Annotated in this window: 20 protein-coding genes; 15 read left to right on the top strand and 5 right to left on the bottom strand. The window is 54.4% G+C overall.

Translation table 11 applies throughout. The features are described 5' to 3' along the window. The first annotated feature begins 96 nt into the window (after positions 1-96). The gene (locus tag P8S54_RS16610; RefSeq protein ID WP_281442617.1) at positions 97-420 is read left to right on the top strand and encodes a tryptophan synthase subunit beta like protein; all 324 of its coding nucleotides are present in this window, start codon (positions 97-99) and stop codon (positions 418-420) included. A gap of 54 nt (positions 421-474) precedes the next feature. Here P8S54_RS16610 and P8S54_RS16615 read toward each other — a convergent pair whose 3' ends face one another. From P8S54_RS16615 to P8S54_RS16625, 3 genes are all read right to left on the bottom strand, one after another. Beyond that, entirely contained in the window at positions 475-2,391 is a 1,917-nt protein-coding gene (locus tag P8S54_RS16615; RefSeq protein ID WP_281442618.1) for an EAL domain-containing protein, read from the bottom strand. Between the two features lie 14 nt (positions 2,392-2,405). Further along, a complete protein-coding gene (locus P8S54_RS16620; RefSeq protein WP_281442619.1) occupies positions 2,406-3,119 on the bottom strand; it encodes a transglutaminase-like cysteine peptidase in 714 nt (237 codons plus the stop codon). Between the two features lie 105 nt (positions 3,120-3,224). Then, positions 3,225-4,061: an arylesterase gene (locus P8S54_RS16625; RefSeq protein ID WP_348651271.1), complete on the bottom strand. Its 837-nt coding sequence runs from the start codon at positions 4,059-4,061 to the stop codon at positions 3,225-3,227. On the opposite strand from P8S54_RS16625, the gene P8S54_RS16630 reads away from it, so the two are divergent. From P8S54_RS16630 to glyA, 3 genes are all read left to right on the top strand, one after another. Then, on the top strand, positions 4,060-4,872 hold the full coding sequence (locus P8S54_RS16630) for an ABC transporter ATP-binding protein (protein ID WP_281442620.1): 813 nt from the start codon (positions 4,060-4,062) through the stop codon (positions 4,870-4,872). The two genes, P8S54_RS16625 and P8S54_RS16630, sit on opposite strands and share 2 nt — an antisense overlap. Further along, positions 4,865-7,429, top strand: coding sequence for an FtsX-like permease family protein (locus P8S54_RS16635; protein WP_281442621.1), 2,565 nt, complete (start codon positions 4,865-4,867; stop codon positions 7,427-7,429). Before P8S54_RS16630 ends, P8S54_RS16635 begins: the two co-directional genes overlap by 8 nt. Before the next feature lie 182 nt (positions 7,430-7,611). After that, on the top strand, positions 7,612-8,877 hold the full coding sequence (gene glyA / locus P8S54_RS16640; protein ID WP_281442622.1) for a serine hydroxymethyltransferase: 1,266 nt from the start codon (positions 7,612-7,614) through the stop codon (positions 8,875-8,877). A gap of 118 nt (positions 8,878-8,995) precedes the next feature. On the opposite strand, the gene P8S54_RS16645 is transcribed toward glyA, so the two are convergent. Together P8S54_RS16645 and P8S54_RS16650 are read right to left on the bottom strand one after the other, a co-directional pair. Then, a complete protein-coding gene (locus P8S54_RS16645) occupies positions 8,996-9,634 on the bottom strand; it encodes a FlgO family outer membrane protein (RefSeq protein WP_281442623.1) in 639 nt (212 codons plus the stop codon). A gap of 4 nt (positions 9,635-9,638) precedes the next feature. After that, a complete protein-coding gene (locus tag P8S54_RS16650) occupies positions 9,639-10,376 on the bottom strand; it encodes a hypothetical protein (RefSeq protein ID WP_281442624.1) in 738 nt (245 codons plus the stop codon). Between the two features lie 103 nt (positions 10,377-10,479). Between P8S54_RS16650 and P8S54_RS16655 the strand changes: the two genes are divergently transcribed. The 11 genes from P8S54_RS16655 to P8S54_RS16705 all read left to right on the top strand — a co-directional run bounded on the left by P8S54_RS16655 (position 10,480) and on the right by P8S54_RS16705 (position 20,509). After that, a complete protein-coding gene (locus P8S54_RS16655; protein WP_281442625.1) occupies positions 10,480-11,493 on the top strand; it encodes an OmpA family protein in 1,014 nt (337 codons plus the stop codon). A gap of 514 nt (positions 11,494-12,007) precedes the next feature. Further along, the gene (locus P8S54_RS16660; protein WP_281442626.1) at positions 12,008-12,952 is read left to right on the top strand and encodes an HAD-IIB family hydrolase; all 945 of its coding nucleotides are present in this window, start codon (positions 12,008-12,010) and stop codon (positions 12,950-12,952) included. A gap of 49 nt (positions 12,953-13,001) precedes the next feature. Beyond that, positions 13,002-14,222, top strand: a complete 1,221-nt coding sequence (locus P8S54_RS16665; protein ID WP_009098713.1) for a glycosyl transferase — start codon at positions 13,002-13,004, stop codon at positions 14,220-14,222. Between the two features lie 220 nt (positions 14,223-14,442). Continuing rightward, positions 14,443-15,309, top strand: coding sequence for an MBL fold metallo-hydrolase (locus P8S54_RS16670; RefSeq protein ID WP_281442627.1), 867 nt, complete (start codon positions 14,443-14,445; stop codon positions 15,307-15,309). Between the two features lie 30 nt (positions 15,310-15,339). After that, on the top strand, positions 15,340-15,531 hold the full coding sequence (locus tag P8S54_RS16675) for a DUF2892 domain-containing protein (protein WP_281442628.1): 192 nt from the start codon (positions 15,340-15,342) through the stop codon (positions 15,529-15,531). A gap of 65 nt (positions 15,532-15,596) precedes the next feature. After that, on the top strand, positions 15,597-16,058 hold the full coding sequence (locus P8S54_RS16680; protein WP_281442629.1) for a YeeE/YedE family protein: 462 nt from the start codon (positions 15,597-15,599) through the stop codon (positions 16,056-16,058). Next, positions 16,055-16,483: a DUF6691 family protein gene (locus P8S54_RS16685; protein ID WP_281442630.1), complete on the top strand. Its 429-nt coding sequence runs from the start codon at positions 16,055-16,057 to the stop codon at positions 16,481-16,483. Before P8S54_RS16680 ends, P8S54_RS16685 begins: the two co-directional genes overlap by 4 nt. A gap of 212 nt (positions 16,484-16,695) precedes the next feature. After that, positions 16,696-17,397, top strand: coding sequence for a response regulator transcription factor (locus tag P8S54_RS16690; RefSeq protein WP_009098705.1), 702 nt, complete (start codon positions 16,696-16,698; stop codon positions 17,395-17,397). Further along, entirely contained in the window at positions 17,394-18,734 is a 1,341-nt protein-coding gene (locus P8S54_RS16695) for an ATP-binding protein (protein WP_281442631.1), read from the top strand. Before P8S54_RS16690 ends, P8S54_RS16695 begins: the two co-directional genes overlap by 4 nt. A gap of 36 nt (positions 18,735-18,770) precedes the next feature. Next, positions 18,771-19,457 carry a c-type cytochrome gene (locus P8S54_RS16700; RefSeq protein ID WP_281442632.1) on the top strand — a complete coding sequence of 229 codons (687 nt, stop codon included), beginning with the start codon at positions 18,771-18,773 and terminating at the stop codon, positions 19,455-19,457. Next, a complete protein-coding gene (locus tag P8S54_RS16705) occupies positions 19,454-20,509 on the top strand; it encodes a c-type cytochrome (protein WP_281442633.1) in 1,056 nt (351 codons plus the stop codon). The genes P8S54_RS16700 and P8S54_RS16705 overlap by 4 nt, the downstream gene beginning before the upstream one ends. Positions 20,510-20,599: the final 90 nt, after the last annotated feature.

Genomic DNA, 20,599 nt, shown 5'->3' on the forward strand with positions numbered 1-20,599 from the left:
CACCCAACCAAAGGCCGCCTCCGGCGGCCTTGTTGTCTCTCACTCAGGTTTACGTTTCGCAACACGGCAGCGTGTTGACTAACAGAGGAAGCCGCCATGCTTTATATCAAACGCAATGCTCAAGGAGAGATTGTGATGCTCAGTAAGGAGCCATCGCCTGAGTGTGATGACACCATCGCGGCGGATTCGCCGGAGGTGTTTGCCTTTTTGGCTCAGCAAACCGGGCAGTCGGCGCAAATGATCGCGTCAGATCTCGCGTTCGTGCGGGTAGTGGAAGATATGCTGGAAGTGTTGCTAGAGAAAGGGGTGCTGAGCTTTACCGATTTGCCTGCTGCCGCTCAGAGTAAGATTATGGAGCGGAAATCACTGCGTTCTAAAAACGATGTCAATTTATTAGGTGATGGGGACGAGCTGATTTAAATAAGCGCGTCGTAAGACGCGCTGCTGTAGTGTATGCCATTGCTTATATTGTCGTTAGAGGCTGATGCCGGGCCCGGTTGCGCCATCCAGGCCAGCACGAAATAGGCTTTCCAGCTCCGCTTGCTCTGTTACCCCTTCTGCAATTACCTGAATACCCAGCGAATGGCACAGGGTTGCCATGCCACGCACAATGGTTTGCTGCTCGCTAGACGTATGAATGCCGCGAATCAAGCTGCTGTCCACTTTTAGGTAGGCAAGCCCCACGTCGTGAAGATCGGCAAGCTTTGTAAATTCAGCGCCTACGTGTTCGATACCGAACTGACATCCCAGCGGTCTAAGCGCTGTACACAAACCCCGTAAGCTGCCGATAGCGTGCGCGTTCAATACTGCTGGCACTTCAAAGCAGAGCTGTTTGGCGAGCTGCGGTTGTTTCTCCAACAGGGCTCTTAGCTCAATGACAAACTGCCCGTTGGTAATGGAGGCAAGCGAAAGGTTAATCCCTAATTTTTGCGTAGGATCAATCGTGAGCTGTTCCAAGGCTTTTTTAACGACGGCAATATCCAGTGCTGGCTCTAAGTCGAAGCGTGATATCCAGGGAATAAACACACCGGCTGTTTGCCATGCATTTGCAAGCTCTAAGCGGGCGGGGCACTCATAGTGGAGCACGTTGTTTTGTGCATCAGCGACAGGAAAGTAGGCCAGTTGTGGCCCTTGGTGAATAGCGGTATTAAGAGCTGTTCGCCACTCGGCATGCGTATTAAACAGTGAGCCTTGCTTACCTTCACGAACAACCACACCTCGGTGTGCACTGCTGCTTTCAGCCTCTGCCAGGGCATCGTCTAACGTGGCGAGAAGCGCGCCGCGATCATCGTGGGGTGAATAGGCAGCAATCGCCGCTGGCAGATGCAGTGTTGTATGAGAGGAGAGCAGGCCCACTGATTCAAGTGCCTGATCAAGCGCTTGGCGAACACGTGGCGCTAATGCACGGGTATCTTCTTCCAGTGGCAGCAATAGCATGAAGTCACTGCCGTTAAGGCGGCCTACCAGGGCCTCTTCTGAGGCATCGTCAAGCTTGGAAAGTTGTATGACCAGCTCACGCAATAAGCTATCCGTTGTCTGGTGGCCTAACTGCTCATTTAGCTGCTCCAGGGCTTGAACCCTTACCATGACCATTAGGCCCGTTGCGCGAGCCTCATCACTACTCAACAGTGATGCCAGCCTACCCATGAACACATCACGATTGAGTGCGCCAGTGACTCGGTCATGCTGAAGGTCGCGACGCAACTCATCCAGCTTATGGCTCTCTTGGCTGAGCATTTGATGGACGTTGGCCGAAAGCACATTCATCGCTTGAGCGACTTCTTTCAGCTCTAAGGTGCGGGGCTCTTTAATGGTGGTAAAGCGGCGGGCACTGATATCTTTTGCCTGGGCAACTACACGGGTTAACGGGTGCTTGATACCGCGTACCAGTACGGTGGCAATGGCTAAACTAATCGCCCCGGCCAGTAAGAACCAGCCTGCTAATTCCAACATGCTGCGCCATAAAGAGGCATAAGCAAAGCTATGCTGGCTCTCAAGTTCTAAGGTGCCGAACTGCCGCCAGCCATCCTGCACGGTGGCTCGTCCTGTAGGGACATCAAATTGAATGAGGTTACGGAACCAGGCAGGCACATCGCCGCGATACTCGCCAGCGGTGCGTTCAACCAGCACCTCGCCATCGGTGTCTTTTAATACAATTGAGCGGTAGTAGCCGGTATCAAACTGTGCAGCAATTAACAGCTCAAGAATCACGATATCTTTGTCAAGCTGGCTCATTGAAAGCGCTAGCGCGGTGGCGTTGTCTTCGTTTTTAATGCGGACTTCCTGCTCAATATAGTCACGGCTTGAGGCAATGCTGATGGCAAGGCTGCCGACAAACGAGAGTAGAAGAAGCGCAATAATGGCCAGCCAAAGCTGTTTAATCAGTGACATGGTGCCTTATCCTTTTAAATGAAGCCTTGTGATTGCATGCGTTCCACCACGCTGCGCCAGCGCGATAACCGGGCAAGCGGGTCGGCACGTGACTCTGATGAGCCGCCCGCCCATAGTCCTTCGCTGTTAAAGCTAAATACGGGGTCAAGGTCGGTGCGCTGTGAGGCGGGGCTAATGGAGGGTACAAGGTTGTCGAGTACCAATGGCTCGGCGTTTGGCGTTGTGTAGTAGCCAAGCACCATGTGGGCTTGGGTAATTTGGCTACGGCCAATACGCGCACGCACATAAATCATTCTCAGGCGTTCACCTGGGACGCCAAGCTGCTTAAGGGTAATATATTTGGCGATAGAGTAGTCTTCGCAGTCGCCTTGACCCTGCCCCATGGTTTCCAGCGGTGTGGCCCAAAAGTCTTCATGGCCCCAATTATGAATGTCGTCAACCCAGCGCACTTGTCGGTTGAAAAAATCATTGACCTCACGCAGCTGCGTCTGCAATTCCTGCCCACGTAGACGCTCTAGCAAGTCAAACCATGCCTCTAATACGACAAGGCCGCGCTGCCCATACTGCTGCTGCATAGTTTGACGCAAGCGCTGTGGGTTAAAAGCAGCCGCAGGCGCCGGAAATATCCCCACCCCTGCGCCCAACATAAGCGCGCCGGCAGTGGCTAAAAACTGCCGACGGGAAAGGGAGCAAAGCGTGGGGCGAGCAGAGTCAGGCATAAGCGCCATTAGCGTTCGTCAAATATTCATTAAGACTACAAGCTACGACACCTGAGCGCTATATCTGCCCAGTAGAAAGTATTAATTGAAAGTACGAAATCTCCCTTATGGGCTCTACTCAGCGTTGGCTTGTACTGCCCCTTTTTGGGTGTGTTCGGAAAGCAAGGGCTCAAGCGCTGGCCATACGTTATCTAGAATAATCGGCTGTGCCTCAGCGGTGGGGTGGATACCATCGCTTTGCATCAGTTGCCTATTCAGGGCAATGCCTTCCAGTAAGAAAGGCACCAGTGAAATATCGTATTCATCCGCTAGGGAGTGGAATACACCGGTGAAGGCGTCCCGGTAGGCTTGGCCATAGTTAGGTGGGATATCAATGCCCAGCAGTAATACGTCAGCGTCTACTTCCTGGCTTTGTTCAATCATGCGGGCAAGGTTGGCACGCATTTGATTAGGATCTAAACCGCGTAGTCCATCGTTACCCCCTAGCTCTAGCAGAACGATATCAGGCTGCCGCTGTCCGATAATGTCGGTAAAACGCTGCGCCCCGCCGGAAGTGGTTTCGCCGCTAATGCTGGCATTGACCACCGTTGCTTGGCCTTCAAGGCGCTCTTCCAGCAATGTTACCCAGCCCTCTTCCTGCTCAATGCCGTAAGCGGCACTTAAGCTGTCACCCATGACTAACAGAGTAGGGCCTTGGTCTGCGTTGATCGATGAAGTACCGAAGGTGACTACCAGTGCTAGCACCCCTCCGGTTACCATACGATTCAGTTTTTGATGATAGGGCTTTAGATAACACAGTTTTAGATGACTTGGTTTTTGAAAGCTTGGTTTTTGAAAACCCATTTTTTGAAAACTTAGTTTTTTACGAAATAGCTTTTGACGAAATAGCTTTTGACGAAATAGTTTCTGCCAATCCAGTTTTTGCCACGCTACAGGGATGCCACGCTTCATGCCTTACTCCTCTGACCCAATGTCTACGTTGCCAGCCGATGACGCGCCTGCAAACCAATCATCCACCGACACTACTTCTGCCTATAAGGTTCCTACTGTCGGGATGGGGACGCCTGTGCTACTGGCTGAAAAGCTTTCAAAACAGGTAACCAGCGGTGAGCGCTCATTGCATATCTTACACGACCTCTCCTTAAGCGTGGCTGCAGGGGAGAGCGTGGCCATTCTAGGTAAAAGTGGTGCCGGTAAATCGACCCTTTTAGGGCTTTTAGCAGGCTTAGACACCCCCAGCGATGGTGAATTAACCCTGTTTGGGCAGCCTTTGAGCCGTTTGGATGAAGATGGCAGGGCAGCGCTACGTGCGGGGCGGGTAGGGTTTGTGTTTCAAAATTTCCAACTGCTGCCCACCTTAAGTGCGCTTGAAAACGTACTCTTGCCCCTAGAACTTTCCCCGCGGGCTGGGGAAGACCATTCAGCTGCCCAATGGCTTGAGCGGGTGGGGCTTGGCGAGCGCACAGGCCACCTACCCAAACAGCTCTCTGGCGGCGAGCAGCAGCGGGTAGCCATTGCCCGGGCTTTCGTCACCGACCCAGAATTAGTATTTGCCGATGAGCCTACCGGCAACCTGGATCCTGACACCGGCGCACAAATTATTGACCTACTATTTACCCTGAATCGCGAGGCGGGCACCACGCTGATTCTGGTGACCCATGACCACGCCCTTGCCCGCCGCTGCGACCGTTGCCTGCGCCTTGCAAATGGCAAGCTAGAACCCTTTGAGCCGGTATCTATCAATGGGGGTAGTAATGAGTGATATTAACTGGCGCCTAGCCGCCCGCAGTTTAAAGCGTGACCTGCGAGCATCCGACGTGCGGGCGCTGTTTATTGCACTTATGCTGGCGGTGGCCGCCTCTACGATGATTGCTTTTTTTCTCGACCGGCTAGAGCGTGGTTTGGAGCGTCAGGCGGGCCAGATGCTGGGCGGCGATGTGGTGTTGGAACAGCGCGAGCCGTTTTCTGATGAGCTGCGCAGTACCTTAGAGCAGGCAGGGCTTGAGTTGAGTGATCAGGTTGAACTGGTCTCAATGATTAGTCGAGGCGAGCGTTTTCAGCCCGCTAGCCTGAAAGCGGTCGATGATGTTTACCCGCATTATGGCGAATCCCATGTTGATCTTGGCAGTGGCACGGAACAAATCGCCTCTGGCCCAGCGGCGGGGGAGGCATGGGCAGACCCAAGGCTTATCCAGCTGATTGAACTTGAGCTGGGCGACCGTGTGCAGGTGGGGCAAACCGAACTTACCATCAGCGGTATTATTGAGCGCGAAGCCGACCAATCTGGTGGCTTTGGCAACTTCAACCCTCGCTTGATGCTCAATACTGCCGACCTAGAGGCCACCGGCTTGGTGCAGCCAGGCTCGCGTATTGAGTTTAGTTTGTTGGCAGCAGGGCCGCCTGCAGCGTTAGACCAAGTGCAGGCGCTACTGGCTGAGCTAAGAAGAGACGGTGTGGATGTGCGTGACGTGCGGGTAGACCGTCCTCAGTTAGGTAATGCCCTAGAGCGTGCCGAAAGCTACCTGGGGCTTGCCGGGTTAGCCGCTGTGCTGCTGGCGGGTGTGGCCGTCGCTATGTCCACCCGCCGCTATGTGGAGCGACACCTTGATACTGCTGCACTATTGCGCTGTTTTGGTGCCAGCCAGTACCAACTAGTGACGATTTTTTCGCTACAGCTGCTGGGTTTAGCGCTGGCAGCATCGGTGGTAGGCGCGCTGCTTGGGCTGGTGGGGCAGGCGGTGCTTCTCTGGCTGCTCACCAGCTTTTTACCCATGACGCTGCCGCCCCCCGGCATCATGCCGCTTTGGCTGGGGATTTTTACTGCCTTAGCCGTGTTAGTGGGTTTTGCTGGGCCAACGCTACTGCGCATTAAGCAAGTGAGCGCACTGAAAGTACTGCGTCGCGAGCTGGACCCTCTTCCACCGTCTGCATGGGTGGTGGTTGGGGTAGCCAGTCTGGTGTTTGGCGGCCTGCTGTGGCTCTACTCGGGCAGTTTACCGTTGGCGATTGCGCTGCTGATTGGCGGCGCTGCGCTGTTGGGCGTGCTGTGGCTGTTGAGTTCAGTGCTCCTCAATGGCTTGCTAAAAGTCGTGCAGCGGCTGTCAGGGAATAGTGTATGGTCTCAGGCGTTTCGTTTGGGAGGGCGGCAGTTAGCGCGACGCAAGCAGGCGGGATTAGGGCAGCTGTTGGCCTTTTCGGTGACGTTCTTCGCCATGGCGATGATTGTGTTGGTGCGCGGCGATCTGCTGACTACCTGGCAAGACCAGTTGCCCGATGACACCCCCAACTACTTTGCTATCAACATACAGCCCGGCGAGCGCGATGCCTTTGAACAAGCCGTTGCGCCACGAGTAGACACCCAGAGCACACTTTACCCGATGGTGCGTGGGCGTATTACCGGCATTAATGGGCAATCGCCACGGGACGCTGTGCCGCCAGACGCCAGGGGGGACAACTCTCTGCGCCGCGAGCTAAACCTCACTTGGCAAGCTGAAGTGCCCCAAGGTAACCAAGTCGTCGCCGGGCAGTGGTTTACACCGGAGGCTGAGCCCCAAGGCTTTATGGATGAGGTAGACGCAACCCCCACTGAGAGCGGTGACATTACACCTATCTCCATGGAGGACGGGCTCGCTCAGCGGTTAGGGTTGGGTATTGGCGACGAGCTAACGTTCTCGGTGGGGGGCGATACCATTGCGACCCGTATCGAAAGCTTACGTAGCCTCAATTGGGATAGCTTTACGCCCAACTTCTTCATTATTTTCCCGCCGGGTGTGCTGGAGTCGTTTGGGCATAGTTATATCACCGCGTTTCACCTGCCCGATGCAGAGCAAGGGTTAGTTCGCCAGTTGGTAAGCGATTTTCCGGGCGTTTCGCTACTCAATGTAGATGCCATTTTAGGCCAGGTGCGCGAAGTACTAACGCAGGTTACTCGGGCAGTAGAACTGGTATTAGCCTTGGTGCTGCTAGCAGGCATTAGCGTGCTCTACGCAGCTCTGACTGCAAGTAGACCGGTACGTGCCCATGAAAGCGGCTTACTGCGCGTATTTGGGGCAGGCACCAAGATGATTTCCCGCGTGCAAGGCGCAGAGTATGCGCTACTTGGGTTTGCCAGTGGTTTGATGGGAGCAGCACTAGCGGAGCTAGCCACCGCCGCGCTGTACCTTTACTGGCTGGAGTTAACGCCACGCCTGCACGTGGGGCTTTGGTTTATATTGCCGCTAGGGGGCGCGCTGCTGATTGGTATTATCGGCCATGCGCTTTCTTATAGTTTAAGGCGCCAAGCCCCGGCCGCCAGCCTTGGGCTGTTGGGTGAGGCATAGCGAGGATGGACGCTTACCCGAATAGCGTGGCTGTCCACTTGGTCAGCCTTTGAAGGGTGCCAGCAACATGAAACATACTCATGCAACACCTGACGCGGATGCGATGAAAGTCGCGTCAGGCTGCGTTATGATAGCGCCCTCGCTTCTCCCATGATGATCGTTTCGTTACGAGGTTCTCGCCGATGTTCAGCCGCGACATGACAATTGCCGGATTCGATGACGCGCTTTTTGATGCGATGCAAAAAGAAGTTGCACGCCAAGAAGCCCATATCGAACTGATTGCTTCTGAAAACTACGCTAGCCCCCGCGTACTGGAAGCCCAGGGTAGCCAGCTGACCAACAAATACGCCGAAGGCTACCCCGGCAAGCGCTACTATGGCGGCTGTGAATTCGTCGATATCGCCGAAAACCTCGCCATCGACTACGCCAAAGAGTTGTTTGGTGCGACCTATGTTAACGTCCAGCCCCACTCTGGTTCCCAGGCAAACAGCGCGGTGTTCCAAGCGCTGGTAACGCCGGGCGACACCATCTTGGGCATGAGCCTTGACGCGGGTGGTCACCTAACCCACGGGGCCAAGCCTAACTTCTCTGGCAAGCACTACAACGCTATTCAGTATGGCCTGAACGAGCAAGGTCTGATCGACTATGACCAAGTGGCTGAGCTTGCCCGTGAGCACAAGCCAAAAATGATCATCGCCGGTTTCTCAGCTTATTCACAAATTGTCGATTGGGCCAAGTTCCGTGAAATCGCCGACGAAGTAGGCGCTTACTTACTGGTCGATATGGCCCACGTCTCTGGCTTGGTCGCGGCGGGTGTTTACCCAAGCCCGCTGCCCCATGCGCATGTGGTCACCTCCACGACCCACAAAACCCTGCGCGGCCCCCGTAGCGGCGTGATTCTGTCGGCGGAAAACAACGCTGACATCGAGAAAAAGCTCCAGTCAGCGGTATTCCCCGGTGGCCAGGGTGGCCCCTTGATGCACGTGATTGCGGCTAAAGCGATCTGCTTTAAAGAAGCCATGGAGCCAGGTTTCAAAACCTACCAGAAGCAGGTCGTTAAAAATGCCCAGGCAATGGCGAAGGTGTTCATTGACCGGGGTTACGACATCGTATCCGGTGGCACCGAAGACCACCTTTTCCTGCTCTCTCTCATCAAGCAGGGTGTGACCGGTAAAGATGCGGACGCCGCCTTAGGCCGTGCCCACATCACGGTGAATAAGAATGCCGTTCCTAACGACCCGCAAAGCCCGTTCGTAACCTCTGGCCTGCGTATTGGCACGCCCGCTGTCACTACCCGTGGTTTTGGTGAAGAAGAGTGTACCCAGCTGGCTGGCTGGATATGCGATATTCTGGACGTATTGGCGAAAGGCGAAGACACCAGCGACGTAGAAGCCCAGGTGCTGGATAAAGTCGCTGCCGTCTGTGGTCGCTATCCGGTTTATAAATAATGTAGGTCGTCTATCAGGTGGTTGTGCCTGATGGCCTTTAAAGAAAAAGCGCTAGCCCATTAGGCTAGCGCTTTTTTTAGTTTATGACATCAGTGTCCGTTACATAACTGCTCGCTGATTACCAGCCGCCTTGGCCTTCTAACAAGCTTCGTGTGTTGTTATTGAGGCGTACTCTGAAGTCGGCGCTACCCAGCACCATGGCATCACCCGTCCTAACTACCCGAGCACTGACGTAAAGGTAGTCTTGCCCTTGGGCATAGGTGCCCATCAAGATAGAGCGGGCATCGTGCTGGGCACTTAACCGCTGTACTTGGCGGGATAAAATTAGCTCGCCTACGCTCTCTTCGATGAACATGCTGTCGCGCATTTTTACTTCGCGTACCTGCATGCCTTCCCGTGCTAAGGCAGAGGCCATAAGCTCAGAGCTAATACGGCCAAACGTTGAGGATTGGCTAAGATTGTCGATGCTGACAAACGTAGCCGCTATCATCGGGCTATAACGTGTTATATCTGGGTTGTTTGCTACCATTTGACTGGCCGCCGCGTGGGCTAGCTCGGAAAGGTCGGGCTCAGGCTCCGCCGTTTGGGTGTTTGTATTGCCAAAGGTGCCGCATCCTGCCAGCGTCAGCGCCATTAACACCAGGGGTAAAAAGCAGGTTTTACGCACTAAAGAGCGACAGTAAACAGTAAAAGATAAAAATGTAGCGTTACTAGAAAACACGGTGTTGCTAGAAGACATAGCGTTACTAGAAGACATAGCGTTACCAGGTGTCAGTGATGGAAACAGTGGGCGTAGTAGGTGCTTGGGGAACGCGATGCGGGGCATAGTGGCGACGATCTCCCCCATTTATGTAATAAATGTTGGAAGATGAGTAAAGAATTCGATCGTCTTCAATTATTTGCGTGGTGACGATGATTTCCTCATTACCCGTATGCGTCCAGCTACCGGTTGTTGTGTCGGCCAGCATGGCGGCAGGAATTAATGCCAGAGCAGGTTCACTCCAGTTGCGGAGTGGAATAGTGGCGACCGCAATGCCGCTGGCAAGGGCTGTGTAAGTGCCAAAGGGCGGACGTATGTAACCGCGATCCCGGTGTTCAACGACTTCTACATCGATCTGAACCGTTGCGCCGCCTGAGCGAGGCTGGGTAGTGACGCTGCCTCCCCTAGAAACCAGTTCACTGGTTAGCAGGGTGCGGAAGCCGCGTTCAAATTCGCCACCGCTGTAGGCGCTGAGGTAGGCATGCTCTTCTGCCGGAATATGCAAATCCCTAAAGCGTACGCGTTCACTGCGTAAGATACCGGCAGCCTCATGCTTGGCCAGTACTTCCCAGTGCTGGGCAGCCTGCATCCGCTGCTGTTCTGTGTAAGGGTAGGTCGTTGCAACCGGTGCCTGTGAGGTATTGGCATAAAAGCAACCACTTAGCATTAGGCTTGCGAGCCCTAAGCTAACAGGGCGTAAAAAACGAACTTTAGAGGATGAAATAAAACGAATACGCACCTGATAGTTCCTTCTCGCTACAAAACGGCTTTTGATAGACTAGTTTGCCACGCTTAGCTTATATCGGCCATGAGGTTAAAAACTTGAATGAGTAATTGCTCCCATGCTTGAAGATCACCGCGCTGGGCCGCGTCATGATTCGCTGCTGACTGCCTATTCAGATGATGATAGCAATAGCGGTTGGATGATTAGCTATATCGATATTATGACGCTCTTAGTGGCGCTTTTTGTGATTATTATTGCCGCCGCTGGGGTCACAAGCCCAACGTGGAAGCCCCAAGAAGCAGAGCCAGAGACCCGTTATGATGTCTTGTCCACGCTCGACATCCCTTTGCCTATAGAGCTTGCCAGCGTGCGTAAGCAGCGTGAGGGGTATTTTTTGCCTCCCACTATCCCCGGTGAGCTAAGCCAGATGGCTATAAGTGCCGCGTTAGGTGTGGCTGGGTTACCCCAGCGCCGTCCAATCGTAAGCGTCCCGCCGTTATTGGCACGGGTGGAGGAGGAACCATCTACCCCTGAAGCGCTCACTTTCGATGTGGTGCTGCCACGGCCGCTGCTGCCGACCAGTGAACGTCAGTTGGTGTCGCCGCTGGCTGACTACATGGTGCTGCTGACTGACCGTCCACCCGTTAATGTGCAAGAGGTGGAGGATGAAGCTGTCGATAGCACTTTGGCGCTTGATGAAACGCTGCTAGAGCGTGTTGAAGCATCACCTTACCTACCCAATCTTGAGGGGGTTGAGGTGTCGCGGGTTGCCGAAGGCATTAGCCTGCGTGTGCAGGATCAGTTGCTGTTCCCATCAGCGGCGGCTGACCTTTCAGAGGGTGGCTCTTCGCTTGTCAGTAGTTTGATGGAAACAATTCAGCGCTACGAGGGCGAGGTGTGGGTAGAAGGGCACTCAGACAGTCAGTCGATTAACACCCCCGAGTTTTCATCCAACTGGGCACTCTCCAGCGCACGCGCTATTGCCATTGTTGAAGCACTTGAAGCGGCAGGCGTAGAACCGCAGCGTTTGCGCGCCGTAGGGCTGGCGGCTACTCGACCATTAGAAGATAACAGCACTGAGGAGGGGCGAGCGCGCAATCGGCGCGTTGAGGTGGTTATTCACGTTGAGTAACTGAGATTGAGCCGAGCCGTTGCAAGCCGTGTACAACAGTGACGTTTGCAGAAGTCGCGATTGAGAAAACCGACATCGCAAAAAAAAAGCCCGCCGGGGGAGGCGGGCATTAAAGGGCTTGGCTCACTGCAGCTCACTGGCATCAGGTGAGGGGGTGTACAAGGCTGCCAGTGAGTACAATGTCAGTATAGCTATTTGAGAGGATTTTCCAAGGGTTTGTGCAAATATTTTAGCCCTGTGCCCGTAATCGATGACTCATTCAGTCCGGGGCGCCCCTGGTCAGCGCTCTGCTTCACTGATTTTTTTGCACTTTTTGGGTGCGTATCCTTTGCTCTTTTTTGGTGCTAAAAATAATCACGCGTCATTTATGTTCATATCTCTTTGTTATCGTTAGTCTATTTTTCATTGGCATATAACCTGCTTGTTTGCTTATCTGTGTATGAAGACGACGTGTTGAGTAAGGTCTTAATACAAAAGTGTACAAACGCTTTTAAGATGGTAAATAGGTGATGCTATGTCTGAACATGCCAACGCTCTTCCAATATCGAAGGCATTGCCCCAACAAGTGGCAGCAAGCGCGATTGATCCTGCTTTGCAGCCGCGCTTGGTGGTGACGGATCTTGATGGTTCGTTGCTTGATCACCATACCTACGATTTTGCCCCCGCAGCCCCCTGGCTCGCGCGCTTAAAAAAACTTGGCGTGCCGGTTATTCCTGTGACCAGTAAAACCCGTGCTGAGCTGATCCCGCTTCGCGAATCACTTGGCCTCACCGCGACGCCTTTTGTTGCCGAAAACGGCGCCGTGATTGGTTTGCCGCCCGGTTGGTGCCACGCCCGTTTAGACCGTCCAGGCAGTGCCCGGGATGGGGTTGTTGTTAAACACACAGGGGTTGATGTGGGGTTTATTCGTGCTCGGCTAAAAATATGGCGAGAACGACTTGGACTTCGGTTTACCCGCATGGGAGAGCTGAACACCCCGCAAATTATGGAGCTCACCGGATTAGACGAGGCACGTGCAAGGGCTGCTCGGCAGCGAGAGGGGAGCGAGCCGCTCATTTGGCACGATGATGAAAAAGCGCTTGAGGCGTTTCGCCTTGCGTTAGCAGGGGATGGCCTTGAGCTGACCCAAGGAGGGCGTTTTTGGCACGTTATGGGGCGCGCCTCGGATAAAGGCAGTGCCGTAGAGTGGCTAATTAAGCGCTTTAGCGCCCTTAGGGGAAGCCCGCCTATTTCATTGGGGTTAGGCGATGGCCCTAACGATATCACCATGCTGGAAGCAGTGGACCAAGCCGTGGTCATCAAGGGGTGTCATGGGCTGGAAATAGCGCCACGTAGTGCTGCTTTATACCGTACCGAGGCAACCGGGCCATTAGGTTGGGCTGAGGGGATGGCCCATTGGTGGGGGCGAGACGACCGCCGTTTAGCGGCGGCGCCAACTTGTCATGCTGCCGTTATGTGAGCATATCTATGTCAACGCGTATGGCTAGTGAGCCAAGGAGACATACTGCATGAGTGATTTCCATCAAAATGGCGTGATTACCGATTTTCACAACTTAACGCGCCGTTCAGTTGACGCACTTGAGCAAGAGCTTTGCCAATTCGCCAAGCGGCGCCCCATGGGGTTGATCTTACCCTCGCTGTTTTCAGAGCTGGAGGGGCCAGCGCTTTCTGCCATTGTCGATGAATTAGTTAAAGTGCCCTATCTCAATGAAGTGGTGATTGGGCTGGATCGCGCTGATCGCGACCAATTTTTATATGCCCGAGAGTTTTTTTCACGCTTACCACAACATACTCGTATTTTATGGAACGACGGCCCTCGATTAAAGGCGCTGGATGCCGAGTTGGAAAGCCATGGGCTAGGTGCGCTGGAGCCGGGTAAAGGGCGCAATGTATGGTACTGCGCAGGCTATATTCTCTCGTCTGGGCGTTCATCGGTGGTCGGTTTACATGACTGCGATATTCTCACCTACGAGCGTGGGTTATTGGCCCGCCTTATGTACCCCGTGGCTCATCCCCGGTTCAACTATAGTTTTTGTAAAGGCTATTACCCCCGCATTGCGGAGGGGAAGTTGAACGGACGTGTGTCACGGCTGATGGTAACGCCGCTCATACGCGCCCTTAAAACGGTGTGTGGGCCACTTCCCTACTTAGATTATTTGGATAGCTTTCGTTATCCGCTTTCCGGTGAGTTTGCGATGCGCAGTGAGGTACTGGAAGGCATACGTATACCGGCAGATTGGGGGCTGGAAATTGGTGTGCTTTCCGAGTTACAGCGCAACTACGCGCCAAGGCAGCTGTGCCAGGTCGATATTGCCGATGCCTATGATCACAAGCACCAGCCGGTGAGTGAAGATGACCCTAATGGCGGCCTTAATCGTATGAGCCTGGATATCGCCAAGGCGCTGTATCGCAAGCTCGCTACCCAAGGCGTGAGCTTTAGCAGCGAGGATTTCCGTACGCTAAAAGCGACCTATTACCGCTACGCCTTAGACCTTATTGAAGCCTACGATCACGATGCCACCATGAACGGGCTCAGCTTGGACCGCCATTGCGAAGAGCAGGCAGTAGAGCTGTTTGCCAGCAACCTTTTAGAGGCAGGCAACCTGTTTTTGGATAACCCACGCGAGCGTCCGTTTATCCCCAGCTGGAACCGAGTTCAAGCCGCTGTGCCCGATTTGCTGGCCCGCATGCATGACGCGGTGGAGCTAGATAACCAAGGAAAGGTGTAGCCCAATCGCTTTTTTGAACCCTGCTCCTGGCAGGGTTTTTTTATGCTTGTCTTTGTCTCGTGCCTTAAATGCTGCCAATACTGGTTCAGCTAAATGCTTTATCAGTTAAATAATCTCTTTAATAAATGGCTTTAAATTCCATAAAGGTATAAACATATAACCATATATGGTTTATAGTGGGTGCATAGTAACGCTAAAAGCCACCTAGTGGAGGCACTGTATGCAACGCCCAATCGTCACCCCTTTTTTCGATGAGCCCACCAATACGTTTAGCTATGTGGTGCAAGACCCCGATAGCCATGCCTGCGCTATTGTCGATTCAGTACTGGATTTTGATTATGCCGCTGGGCAAACGGATGTGCGCTCCGCTAATGCAATCATTAGCTTTATTCGTGATAACGACTTAGCCGTGGAGTGGATTCTGGAAACCCACGTACATGCAGACCATCTTTCCGCAGCGCCTTATTTACATCAGCAGCTAGGCGGCAAAACGGGTATTGGCGCGCATATCGTCGACGTACAGGAAATTTTTGGTAAGGCGTTTAATGCGGGGACCGAATTTGCTCGGGATGGCAGCCAGTTTGATGCGCTGTTCAATGAAGATGACACTTTTACGATTGGTAAACTGCAAGGGCGTGTAGTGCACACCCCTGGGCATACGCCTGCTTGTCTAACGTATGTCGTCGGCGATGCTGCCTTTGTGGGCGATACGCTTTTTATGCCGGATTACGGCACCGCGCGGTGCGACTTTCCTGGTGGAGATGCCCGCACGTTGTACCGTTCAATACAAAAAGTGCTGGCTCTACCAGAGCAAACGCGGCTGTTTTTATGTCACGACTATAAAGCCCCAGGGCGTGAGACTTACCAACATGAAACCAGCGTGGCGGAGCAGCGCACCGCCAACGTCCACGTGCACGAAGGTATTAGCGAAGATGAGTTTGTGAAAATGCGCTCCGAGCGCGACGCCACGCTGGGCATGCCAAAGCTAATTATACCGTCGGTACAGGTCAATATGCGGGCCGGGGAGATGCCTCCCGCTGAAGATAATGGACAAGTGTATCTAAAAGTACCGATTAATCGTTTTTAACCGATTGTTATCTAAATTAAGGAGCACCGTATGAAAACTAACGTAGGTGGTATCGATAAAGTAGCGCGCATTGTGGTGGGTGCGGTGCTGATTGGGTTGGCGTTGACCGGAACAATAGGTGCCTGGGGGTGGATAGGGATTGTGCCTTTGGCAACCGGTCTTTTTAACTTTTGCCCGCTTTACCCGCTGCTGGGTATTTCAACGTGTAAAACCAAGCGTTAAAACGATCACTAGCCTCGTACGCTAGTTGAGTAAACAACGTTAAAAGCACTTTTCAGGAGCACACCGTGGACTGGACAGCGAGTCTGCAAGGATTGGTGGGGGGCGTATTGATCGGGCTCTCTGCTGTGTGGCTAATGGGGTCACTTGGGCGCATTGCTGGCATTAGCGGCATTGTTGGCACGTTAATTACTCAGCGCCCCAAGGGGGATAGCGCCTGGCGGCTGGCATTTCTGGCGGGGTTGGTAAGTGGCCCGTTAGTCGTGATGGCATTAGGCGGTGGGTTGGGCAATGTGGCGGATGCCCCCGGTGCGGTCATTGGCGAGCCAGCGGGCGGTATACTGTTAATGCTGCTGGCTGGGCTGTTAGTGGGGCTAGGAACCGGCATTGGCAGCGGCTGTACCAGCGGGCACGGCGTATGCGGTTTAGCGCGCTTGGCGCCGCGCTCGATGGCGGCGACGGCAATGTTTCTAGTCGCCGCTATTGTGACCGTGTACGTGGTACGCCACGTGTTAGGAGGCAGTGCATGAGCCGTCTTAGTCATTCAAACACGCTTAAAACAGCGGCTGGCTATCTGGCAGGCCTGCTTTTCGGTCTTGGGCTGGCGGTCTCGGGAATGACCGACCCAGCACGGGTATTGGGCTTTTTGGACATCGCGGGCGCCTGGGACCCTACCTTAATGTTTGTGTTAGGCGGTGCGGTAGTCACGACTTTCATCGGCTATCGGCTTGTTTATGCCCGAGGAACTCCGCTGTTTGGTAGCGGCTTCCAGCTACCTAGTAAAGAGGATTTAGACGCTAAGCTGTTAGGCGGCGCGGCGCTATTTGGTATTGGTTGGGGGCTTTCTGGCTACTGCCCTGGTCCGGCTATTGCCTCTGTTGGTGGCTTATCGTTACCGCTGTTAGCCATGTTAGTGGCGATGGTGGTGGGATGGTTCTTGGCTAAACGAGTTTAGCGCACTGCTTTAACTTAACCCAGCTTACCCCGCTTGCTTGATGACGACTATCACCCTTGCTGAGATCAGCAGGGGTGTTTTTGTTGATAGGGAGAGATTGATAGAGGCGAGATGGAGAGAGGGAATTAATTGGACGATGGACATCGCTTGGATGCTTAACGCTAGGTTAATACGCGTTTGCCATGCTGGACAGACTATAGAAGGAAACCGCTATGCACGTCTTACTCATTGAAGATGACCCGCTGGTGGCCTCGGGGATTCGCTCAGGCCTGATGATGTACGATTTTGTCGTCGATCACGTCTCTTCGATTAAGGCTGCGCGGCAAGCCATGCAGTCAGTGGCGAGCGATGTGGTGATACTCGACCGCGGGTTGCCTGATGGGGATGGCTTACAACTACTTCAGTCATGGCGTGAGCAAGGGATCGCCACGCCGGTACTGATGCTAACCGCCCGAGACGCGGTTCGTGATCGAGTGGATGGGCTTCAATGCGGTGCTGACGACTATCTGATAAAGCCGTTTGATCTTGATGAGCTGGTGGCGCGCTTACATGCGCTGCTGCGTCGCGTGTCGGGCCGTAGCCAGGGGCTTACGGTGCATGGGGCGCTGACCTTAGACCCAGCCTCACGAGAGGTAAACGTTGCTGGGCACTTAGTGGCGTTGTCACGGCGCGAGCTGGTGCTATTGGAAGCGTTTTTACACGCGCCGCGCAGCGTGCTGTCGGCGGATCAGTTGAAGGATAGCCTGTACGGCTTAAATGACGAAGTAGAGAGTAATGCGCTAAATGTGCATATCCACCATCTTCGCCGCAAACTCGGCAGCGGGGTGATCGAGACGGTACGTGGCCTTGGGTACCGGCTTGGTAAGCCCGAAGCAGTGCATTTGCCTGGCACACCCTACAAAGGTCAGCAATGAGCTTGCGTGCCCGCCTACTGCTAACGCTAGGCTTAACCCTGGTGGTGTTATGGGGTGTGGCAGCGGCGTGGTTACTAAATGACCTAGAAAAAAAGTTTGTAGAAACCCTCGATCAGCGCTTAGCCCAGTCGGCGCGTATGGTCGCTGGGCTAGTGCTTCAGCTACCCGAAGAGGTTTGGGCGCAGAGCGCAACAGCGGCGCTCTCAATTCCCCCGATTGAAGGCTTGGCCTGCCAAGTTCACTCGCCACAAGGCAACATCATTGCCCGCACCCATGCCAACCTTGAAGCAGTACTCTCCCCGGGTGCTAGGGGGCACACCTACCGCCAAGAGGGCGATACTACCTGGCGCGTGTTTACCTATGAGCGTGGTGATTTGGTGATCACCACCGCCGACCGTATGGATGAGCGCGACAAGCTACTTAGCGATGTCGTTCGCGTGGCCGTGGTGCCTTTTATTGTCGCGCTGATCGGCAGCTTCATCGCCCTGTGGGTGGGGGTATGGCGTGGATTATTGCCTTTAGCGCGCCTGCGAGCGGCATTGGCTAGCCGCCATCCTGAAGCGTTAGCGCCAGTGTCTACTTATGGCGTGCCTAAAGAGATCAAACCGCTTATTGAGACCCTCAATGGGTTGCTCACCCGCGTGCAGCACACGCTCGTTCGTGAGCAGCGCTTCACGAATGACGCCGCCCATGAACTGCGTACCCCGCTAACGGCGATTAAAACTCACCTGCAAGTCGCCCAGCGTGCCCAAGGGGCCGCGGCTGAAGCGTCGCTGCACCATGCCGAAGCAGGGGTTGTGCGGCTAGCACATACCCTAGATCAGTTGCTCACATTGGCCCGGGTGGAAGGACGAATGCGCTTTGACGATGGCGAGCCGAGCCAGGTGGCAGAAATTGTTGAGTATGCGATAGCCGACAGCGTGGCGGCGCCGGGGCAGTGCCTGTCGCCAGAGATGCTTCCCAATGTATGCCTTGCTATGCCCAGAGAGCTTGCGATCACAGCGCTGCGAAACTTGCTGGATAACGCGTTGCATCACGGCCCACGTGGCGCTTCGGTCTCCTTGGTTGTGCAGTGCGTGGATGGTCAAGCGACCTTCAGTGTGCATGACCAAGGCCCCGGGGTAGATGAGGCAACGCTGAAGCAGCTCACCCAGCGTTTTTGGCGAGCCAGCAAGCAGCAGGGAAGTGGCTTAGGGCTTGCCATTGTGGAAGCCATTGCGGAGCGCTTTGGCGGCAGTGTGGCGTTTGAAAATGCTGAAGCAGGCGGTTTTAGCGCGCACTTAACGGTGCCTACGGTAACGCTAAACACGCAGAAAGATGGAAGGCGAGACCCTTAATAAAAGAGTGATAACGACCAAGCGATCGGGGGAGTCATGAATAAAAAACAGTGGGGCAAGGTGAGTGTGCTGATCAGCGCTTGCCTAGCAGCAGGGGCCGCGTTTGCCGAGGTACAAGAGGGCGATGCGCAGCGTGGCCAGGCCGCAGCGGCAACCTGTACCGCATGCCACCAGGCAAATGGTGGTGGCATGAATATCCCCGGCGGTGAGTCCTGGCCACGTTTGGCAGGGTTAGATGCGGGCTATATCGTCAAGCAGCTGCACGATTTTAAAGAGGGGCGCCGACAAAACGCCTCGATGATGCCGTTTGCCAATATGCTCAGTGACGAGCAGATTGCCGATGTGGCGGCTTACTACAGCCAAATGCCTATTACGCCTGCCCAGGGTGGCGAGAGCGCTAGCGAAGCGGTGCTAGCCCGTGGCCAGCAATTGGCCGAGCGCGGCGATTGGGATGCGTATATCGTGTCGTGTAAAAGTTGCCATGGCCCAGGGGGAAATGGCGCAGGAAGTGATTTTCCAGCTATTACCAGCCAGCATGCGGGTTACATCAGTAGTCAGCTGCTTGCTTGGAAGAATGATGAGCGCAGCAACGACCCGCAAAACTTAATGGGCGCCATTGCCAAGCGCATGAGCGAGGAGGATATCCAGGCGGTATCCGCATGGTACGCCACGCAAACGGTCAGTGAGCAACCGGTTAATTCAGCAGGGGAGGCAGCGCAATGATGTTTCATAAAAAGCGTCTCGTGTTAGCGCTAGTCGGTAGTTCGTTAGCGACAGGGTTAGTCATTAACGCTTTTGCTGATAGTGGTGCCACCCAGGCAGATGAAGCGCCTTACCAAGGTTTGGTTGAGCTTGGCTTTCCAGCCCCTCAAGAAGGGGAGCTTGTGCATGTGCCGCCTACCATGGAAGACCTTGACGCTGCGGATATTCATCCCGAGCTGAAAAAAGTCATTCGCTACGGCTACGAGCTATTTACCGATACCCAGCAGCTGCGTGATGAGTATGTTTATAACGACATGAACTGTTCTAGCTGCCACTTAGGTGAAGGTCGCCAGCCATTTAGTGCCCCCGTGTGGGCCGCTGCCATCACCTTGCCGGATTTTCGAGGTAAAAATCAGCACGTCAACAACCTTGAAGAGCGTATTGCAGGCTGCTTTGCTTACTCGATGAATGGCACACCGCCTGAATACGGTAGTGATGAGATGCTGGCGCTAAGTGCTTACCACCAGTGGTTAGCGAAAGGGGCGCCCATGTACCCCAGCCAGCCAATTTATGGGCGCGGTTTCCCTGCGCCGGATGAGCCGGAACAGGAGCCCGATTACGCCCGGGGCGAAGCGGCCTATCAGGAGCAGTGTGCCATTTGCCACCGCGACGATGGTTCGGGGCATTATGAGAACGGTGAGTACGTATTCCCCGCGCCGTGGGGCGATGGCTCGAACAACTGGGGGGCAGGCTTGGTGCGGGTCGATACGGCCGCAGGCTTTATCTACAACAATATGCCGCTTGGGCAGCCTCGCTCGCTTAATGAGCAAGACGCATGGGACATCGCGTACTACATGAGCAGCCAAGAGCGGCCCCAAGACCCGCGCTATACGGGCGATGTGGCCGAAACATTAGAGCGCTTTGGCCCCACCTTCCATAATAGCTCGCTTTATGGGCAAACCCGCGAGCACGACGGCCATGTATTGGGCGATCACGGGAATATGGGCGAGAAAGGCGACGTTATCCCTTGGAATGTAGGTATGCCTCGCTTTGAGCAGCTTGCCGACGAGTAAGCCATCAAGCACAGTGATCATCCTAGTAATACGCATCGCAGTAACATGCATTGTAAGTAGGGGCAGCCAAGTAGCTGCCCCTACTTGTTC

It is taken from the genome of Halomonas sp. M1 (assembly GCF_029581375.1).
Lineage (GTDB): Bacteria > Pseudomonadota > Gammaproteobacteria > Pseudomonadales > Halomonadaceae > Vreelandella.

Bases quoted from the DNA above. Each gene is read 5' to 3' on its own strand.
- P8S54_RS16665 (WP_009098713.1), top strand. From the start codon at position 13,002: ATGAGTGATTTCCATCAAAATGGCGTGATTACCGATTTTCACAACTTA.
- P8S54_RS16670 (WP_281442627.1), top strand. From the start codon at position 14,443: ATGCAACGCCCAATCGTCACCCCTTTTTTCGATGAGCCCACCAATACG.
- P8S54_RS16615 (WP_281442618.1), bottom strand. From the start codon at position 2,391: ATGTCACTGATTAAACAGCTTTGGCTGGCCATTATTGCGCTTCTTCTA.
- P8S54_RS16645 (WP_281442623.1), bottom strand. From the start codon at position 9,634: ATGTCTTCTAGTAACGCTATGTCTTCTAGCAACACCGTGTTTTCTAGT.
- P8S54_RS16635 (WP_281442621.1), top strand. From the start codon at position 4,865: ATGAGTGATATTAACTGGCGCCTAGCCGCCCGCAGTTTAAAGCGTGAC.
- P8S54_RS16610 (WP_281442617.1), top strand. From the start codon at position 97: ATGCTTTATATCAAACGCAATGCTCAAGGAGAGATTGTGATGCTCAGT.
- P8S54_RS16620 (WP_281442619.1), bottom strand. From the start codon at position 3,119: ATGGCGCTTATGCCTGACTCTGCTCGCCCCACGCTTTGCTCCCTTTCC.
- P8S54_RS16625 (WP_348651271.1), bottom strand. From the start codon at position 4,061: ATGAAGCGTGGCATCCCTGTAGCGTGGCAAAAACTGGATTGGCAGAAA.
- P8S54_RS16695 (WP_281442631.1), top strand. From the start codon at position 17,394: ATGAGCTTGCGTGCCCGCCTACTGCTAACGCTAGGCTTAACCCTGGTG.
- P8S54_RS16660 (WP_281442626.1), top strand. From the start codon at position 12,008: ATGTCTGAACATGCCAACGCTCTTCCAATATCGAAGGCATTGCCCCAA.
- P8S54_RS16690 (WP_009098705.1), top strand. From the start codon at position 16,696: ATGCACGTCTTACTCATTGAAGATGACCCGCTGGTGGCCTCGGGGATT.
- glyA (WP_281442622.1), top strand. From the start codon at position 7,612: ATGTTCAGCCGCGACATGACAATTGCCGGATTCGATGACGCGCTTTTT.
- P8S54_RS16655 (WP_281442625.1), top strand. From the start codon at position 10,480: ATGCTTGAAGATCACCGCGCTGGGCCGCGTCATGATTCGCTGCTGACT.
- P8S54_RS16700 (WP_281442632.1), top strand. From the start codon at position 18,771: ATGAATAAAAAACAGTGGGGCAAGGTGAGTGTGCTGATCAGCGCTTGC.
- P8S54_RS16630 (WP_281442620.1), top strand. From the start codon at position 4,060: ATGCCTTACTCCTCTGACCCAATGTCTACGTTGCCAGCCGATGACGCG.
- P8S54_RS16675 (WP_281442628.1), top strand. From the start codon at position 15,340: ATGAAAACTAACGTAGGTGGTATCGATAAAGTAGCGCGCATTGTGGTG.
- P8S54_RS16705 (WP_281442633.1), top strand. From the start codon at position 19,454: ATGATGTTTCATAAAAAGCGTCTCGTGTTAGCGCTAGTCGGTAGTTCG.
- P8S54_RS16685 (WP_281442630.1), top strand. From the start codon at position 16,055: ATGAGCCGTCTTAGTCATTCAAACACGCTTAAAACAGCGGCTGGCTAT.